Origin of the sequence: Vibrio sp. 10N.222.48.A3 (assembly GCF_041475345.1) — a bacterium.
Classification (GTDB): Bacteria; Pseudomonadota; Gammaproteobacteria; order Enterobacterales; family Vibrionaceae; genus Vibrio; species Vibrio tasmaniensis_A.
Map to the genome: position 1 here is coordinate 1 of NZ_JBFRVX010000504.1, position 5,490 is coordinate 5,490.

The following is a 5,490-nucleotide window of genomic DNA, read 5'->3' on the forward strand; positions in this document are numbered from 1 at the left end:
GAACACCTATGAAGCGAATAACCACCTAGGTTTTGGTGATGATTTACGCGACTTTACCGAAGCGGCAGAAATGCTTCGCGCTTTAGGAACCACAAAAATCCGCTTGGTTACTAACAACCCTAAGAAGATCAATGAGCTGAAATCTTTCGGTATTGAGATTGAAGAAGTGGTGAATACTTCTGCACATATCAAGTCGGGAAATGAGAGTTACCTGAAGGCGAAAGTCTCACACGGTAAGCATAATCTGGATATTTGATAAGCTTCCTTTTATTGCTATAGCACAAAAGTATTTAAAGACCTCACAAATGTGAGGTTTTTTTGTATTTATCTTGCAATAAAATTGTAAGTTTGTATTATTCAAATCTGTAGTGTAAATGATAATGGTTTGCACTATTACTACGAATAATAATTCAAAGCTCAACAAGGATGCTTCATGACCATTAAATCTTTAGTGACAAAAGCCGTAACTTCGTCACTCATTTTTGCCTCTGCTTCTTCTTTTGCAGCAGTAACTCAAGATCAAGTTGTAGAACATTACGCCGATATTGCTCATGCAGTGTTTGCAGATTCAGTAATTACAGCAAAAGCGTTGAACTCTTCTATTGATACCTTCTTAGCTTCTCCTTCTGCTGGCAATTTCGAACAAGTAAAGCAAGCTTGGCTAGACTCTCGTGTACCTTACCAACAGTCTGAAGTATTTCGCTTTGGTAACGTTGTTGTAGATGATTGGGAAGGCCAATTAAATGCATGGCCGCTAGATGAAGGCCTTATCGATTACGTTTCGACTGATTACCAATATGAACTTGGTAACGAAGGCGCTAGCGCAAACATCGTTGCAAATAAGACTTTCCAAATTGGTCAGACAACAGTAGACGCAACTAACATTACTCCAGAGCTAATTGCAGACCTGAACGAGATCGGTGGTTCTGAAGCGAACGTAGCGTCTGGCTACCACGCGATTGAATTCCTACTTTGGGGCCAAGATTTAAACGGTACTAACAGCGGTGCAGGTGAGCGTGCTTACACTGATTTCGTTGTTGGTGCTGAGTGTACTAATGGTAACTGTGACCGTCGTGGCGCATACCTAAAAGCATCAGCTGAACTACTTATCCAAGACCTAGAGTGGATGGAAAAGCAGTGGGCTGAAGGCGAGAAAGGCAACTACCGTCAAGAGCTTCTTTCTGAATCTAGCGAGAACGGCCTACGTAAAATGCTATTTGGTATGGGCTCACTATCTCTAGGTGAACTAGCGGGTGAGCGTATGAAAGTTGCACTAGAAGCAAACTCTACTGAAGACGAGCATGATTGTTTCTCGGATAACACGCATAACTCTCACTACTACAACGAGCAAGGTATCTACAACGTATACACTGGCTTGTACAAGCGTGAAGATGGTTCTCTACTTTCTGGTCCTAGCCTGTTTGACCTAGTAGAGCAAAAAGACGAGCAAGCGGCGAAAGAGATTCAAAAGCAGTTTGACCTAGCACGTGCGCAAGTTGGTCAACTTGTTGTGTCAGCAGAGAAAAATAACCAGCACTTCGATCAGCTAATTGCTGCTGACAACGCTGCAGGTAACGCGCTAGTAAACAAAACAATTGTTTCGCTAGTGTCTCAAACTGCTGCAATCGAACGTGCTGCTGGTGTTATTGGCATTGATAGCCTAAACCCAGACACAGCGGATCACGAGTTTTAAGAACCCGAGTCCAAAACTATTGTAAGGGCTCTTATTGAGCCCTTAATTGTTTGTTATTCAAAAAAGTTACTCTCTAATAAAAACTAAAATCAAAAACACAGCAAGGCAATGTATGAAGTCGTATCTCTCAGCCTCACTATTAACCGCACTGTTTTTCTTATCTCCATTGCACGCCCATGAAACCTACTCTGGAGGCAAAACCACAGTAAAGAAAGAGGGCGCGAACGCTTTTTCTCTTCCTGCAGCCAACCTTCCAATGAGCAAACGTTTGGATTTCAGCGTAGGTAACAGCTTCTTTAGAAACCCTTGGGTTCCTGCGCCGTCATCAACCGATGCGCGTGATGGATTAGGTCCATTGTTCAATACCAACGGTTGTCAAAACTGTCACATCAAAGATGGTCGTGGTCATGCGCCTGAAAAAGATGACCAGAACGCGGTTTCATTGTTGGTCCGCTTAAGTATCCCTGCTGAAACGCCAGAGCAGAGACAAGCCTTCATTCGTGATGGTGGTATTCCTGAACCAACTTACGGCGGCCAGTTACAAGATTTCGCGCTTCAAGGTGTAAAACCCGAGGGCAAAGTGAACATCAGCTACACCGATGTTCCTGTTGAATTCAAAGACGGTACAGTCGTTACTTTGCGTAAACCAATTTTAAAGATTACTGATCTTGCCTTTGGCGAGATGCATCCTAAAACTGAGTTTTCAGCTCGTGTTGCGCCGCCAATGATTGGCCTTGGTTTACTTGAAAGCATCCCGCAAGAAACGATTCTCGGATTTGCTAAACAGCAGTTGGCCGACAAGCAAGGTGTTTCAGGCAAAGCGAACTACGTTCTTGATGTTCAAACTAACGATATGGCGTTGGGTCGATTCGGTTGGAAAGCTGGCCAGCCAAACCTAATGCAGCAAAATGCGGCTGCGTTTAACGGTGATTTGGGCTTAACGAGTCGCTTATTCCCGAATGAAAACTGCACATCAGCGCAATCAACCTGTGATGATTTCCCAAATGGTGGCGAGCCAGAAGTCAGTGATAATATATTAGACTTCGTTGAGTTTTATTCGCAGCATTTAGCGGTCCCTATTCGTCGCAACGTCGATAAGCCTGCTGTAGTGCAAGGCAAAAAATTATTCAAAGACGTTGGTTGTCAGAGTTGCCACCAAGCCGAAATTCGCACAGCAGAGCGTGAAGGGTTACCTGCGTTGTCTAAGCAATTAATCAGCCCGTATACCGATATGTTGTTGCACGATATGGGGGAAGGCTTAGCCGACAATCGCCCTGAATATCTTGCCAATGGCCAAGAGTGGCGTACGACGCCATTATGGGGATTAGGCTATACCAAAGAAGTGAATGGTCATACGTTCCTGCTTCATGACGGTCGCGCAAGAAACGTTATGGAAGCGGTACTTTGGCATGGGGGTGAAGCAGAAATGGCGAAACAAAACGTTTTAGCTCTTAGTAGCAGCGAACGTGAAGCGATATTGGCGTTCTTAAACTCGTTATAGGCTGAGTTGAATTCAGTTTAGTTAACGGCTAGTGACTTAAGAAAGCCGCTATCAAACCACTTAGCACCGCTGAACTTGTAGGAATACGAGGTCAGCGGTCGTTTGGTATTTAATGAACTCATATAATTAAAAGAAAAATTAGGAAGTAAGGTAACAGCATGACGCATAAATTTTTGTTAATGCCTTTGTCGGTATTAATCATGGCAGGCTGCCAATCATCGGGTGAACAAGCTGCTTCATCTGAGGTTAACGGTGTGTCTTATCAAGCTGATACGACCGACCACATCAGTCGCAGTGTCTATCAACAAGAGTTTGATTCTGCCGTCCTATTCGCCAAGCAAGCCAATGAGCTAGAAGTCTTGATGCAGGGTTACTGCCAAACTAATGATGTTGAGTTAGATGCTTTGAAAAGTCAGTGGCAGCTCACCATGAACAGTTGGATGGCACTGCAAGGACAAGAAAGAGGCCCAACTGCGGCACTTGAAGAGAGCTGGAATATTCAATTTTGGCCTGATAAGAAGAACACCACCGGTCTTAAAATGCGTCAATTGACTCAGCAGGATAAAGCATGGTCTCAAGACGAAATCGCACAGCAGAGCGTGACCGTTCAAGGGCTGGGTGCGTTGGAATGGTCCCTTTATGACGAGCAATCGTCACTGCTTCAAGACAAAGCACTAGGCTGCCAATCATCACAAGCGATTACTGAAAACTTAGCGATTAAGTCATCTTCGATTGCACAGGCATGGCAGGTTAACCCTTGGCTAGCGTTAGACGAGACTCGTTGGGAGTCTGAATACATCGCTTTATTGACCAACCAACTTGATTACAGCATGAAAAAGCTGAGTCGTCCGATGGCTAAAATCGGTCATCCGCGTCCTTACTTCTCAGAATCATGGCGTGCACAAACTTCGATGACTCAACTAAAAGCGAATGTAGCAGCACTTCAGAATTTGTACCTAGCCGATGGCAATGGCCTAGACGGCTTGTTGAGAGAGAAGGGCTTAAATGACCTTGCTGACCGTGTTGCTGACCAGTTCACGCTAACGTTAGATACTTGGCCTACAGACTCAAGTTTGTTCGAGTTGCTGCAGAGCAAAGAGGGCTATCGAAATGTGCTGACTCAATACAACAAACTAGAACGTTTGAAGTACCTGATTCATGAAGAAGTGGCAATAGAGCTTGGCGTGGTAATAGGATTTAATGCTACCGATGGTGACTGATACTACACGAAGAACGCTACTCAAGGCTGCACTGGGTTGTGCTGCTGTACCTGTACTTCCGTTTGGCTGCGCTAGTCGCTCTGGCGCCGCAAGCACATCTAATGATCCTCAACTGATCGGCTGTGCGCTTAATGGTCGTGGCCAATATTCAGCGGTTGTGGCTGACGAATATGGTATGCCGTTGAGTCAACTGCCGATCCCAGATCGTGGGCATGGCGTCGCAATTTGCCCAACATCATCACATGCGGTGGTTTTTGCTCGTCGTCCTGGTGACTATTTTATGGTGTTTGACTATAAAAATGGTCAGCAGATCAAGATGGTTGTGAAAGGTAACAATCGCCACTTCTATGGTCATGGCGTTTACTCATTAGATGGCAAGTTACTGTATGCCACGGAAGGGAAAACCGACAGTAGCCAAGGTGTGATTGGTGTTTACGATGTCTCACAAGGCTATCGTAAGGTCGAGGAGTTCACGGGCTTTGGTATCGGCCCTCATGAAGTGATCATCATGCCGGATGGTAATCTCGCGATTGGTGTTGGCGGCGTTCATACTGACGGTAGAACACCGAAAAACTTGAATTCAATGCAACCGAGTTTAAGTTATGTTTCACCTGAAGGTGCGCTGCTTGATCAGGTTGAATTGCTAGACAAGAAGCTGAGCATTCGACACTTAGCCCATGATGGTGCTGAAACCGTACTATGTGGCCAGCAATATCGTGGTGAACCAGATGAGTATCCTTCGCTGTTGGCGATGCATACTAAAGGTGGGCAGTTTGAATCACTGAATGCAGAACCAGAGCAATGGGCAAGGTTCAATCACTATATCGCCAGTATTGCGGCGTCAGATGATTGGATTATTGCGACTTCGCCAAGAGGCAACTGTTATGGTATTTGGTCTAAAGAAACCCAAGAATTGGTAGAGCTATCTGCGTTGTCTGATGCTTCTGGCGCAGTGCTACTTGATGGTGAGTTTCGACTCAGCTCTGGAGCGGGCAGTGTGGTGAGCCAACGCAAGCCTTATAAAAAATCCAGTCAGCAATCATCCGTCCAGTGGGATAACCATTGGAGTGCAATCT

4 protein-coding genes and 1 pseudogene are annotated in these 5,490 nt (G+C 45.2%); all 5 read left to right on the forward strand.

Annotation, left to right across the window (positions count from 1 at the left end; genetic code table 11):
- A pseudogene (locus AB4653_RS14825) lies at positions 1 to 256 on the forward strand (GTP cyclohydrolase); the annotation flags it as partial.
- A gap of 177 nt (positions 257 to 433) precedes the next feature.
- On the forward strand, positions 434 to 1,693 hold the full coding sequence (locus AB4653_RS14830) for an imelysin family protein (RefSeq protein ID WP_102258309.1): 1,260 nt from the start codon (positions 434 to 436) through the stop codon (positions 1,691 to 1,693).
- Positions 1,694 to 1,805: 112 nt separating this feature from the next.
- Positions 1,806 to 3,194: a di-heme oxidoredictase family protein gene (locus tag AB4653_RS14835; protein WP_102258310.1), complete on the forward strand. Its 1,389-nt coding sequence runs from the start codon at positions 1,806 to 1,808 to the stop codon at positions 3,192 to 3,194.
- Between the two features lie 158 nt (positions 3,195 to 3,352).
- Positions 3,353 to 4,414, forward strand: coding sequence for an imelysin family protein (locus AB4653_RS14840; RefSeq protein WP_102258311.1), 1,062 nt, complete (start codon positions 3,353 to 3,355; stop codon positions 4,412 to 4,414).
- The coding region (locus AB4653_RS14845) for a DUF1513 domain-containing protein (RefSeq protein ID WP_102258312.1) at positions 4,404 to 5,490 on the forward strand (1,087 nt) is incomplete at its 3' end. The genes AB4653_RS14840 and AB4653_RS14845, both read left to right, overlap by 11 nt.

Excerpts from the sequence above, each read along its gene's own strand:
- AB4653_RS14830 (WP_102258309.1), top strand. The coding sequence starts at position 434 with ATGACCATTAAATCTTTAGTGACAAAAGCCGTAACTTCGTCACTCATT.
- AB4653_RS14835 (WP_102258310.1), top strand. The coding sequence starts at position 1,806 with ATGAAGTCGTATCTCTCAGCCTCACTATTAACCGCACTGTTTTTCTTA.
- AB4653_RS14840 (WP_102258311.1), top strand. The coding sequence starts at position 3,353 with ATGACGCATAAATTTTTGTTAATGCCTTTGTCGGTATTAATCATGGCA.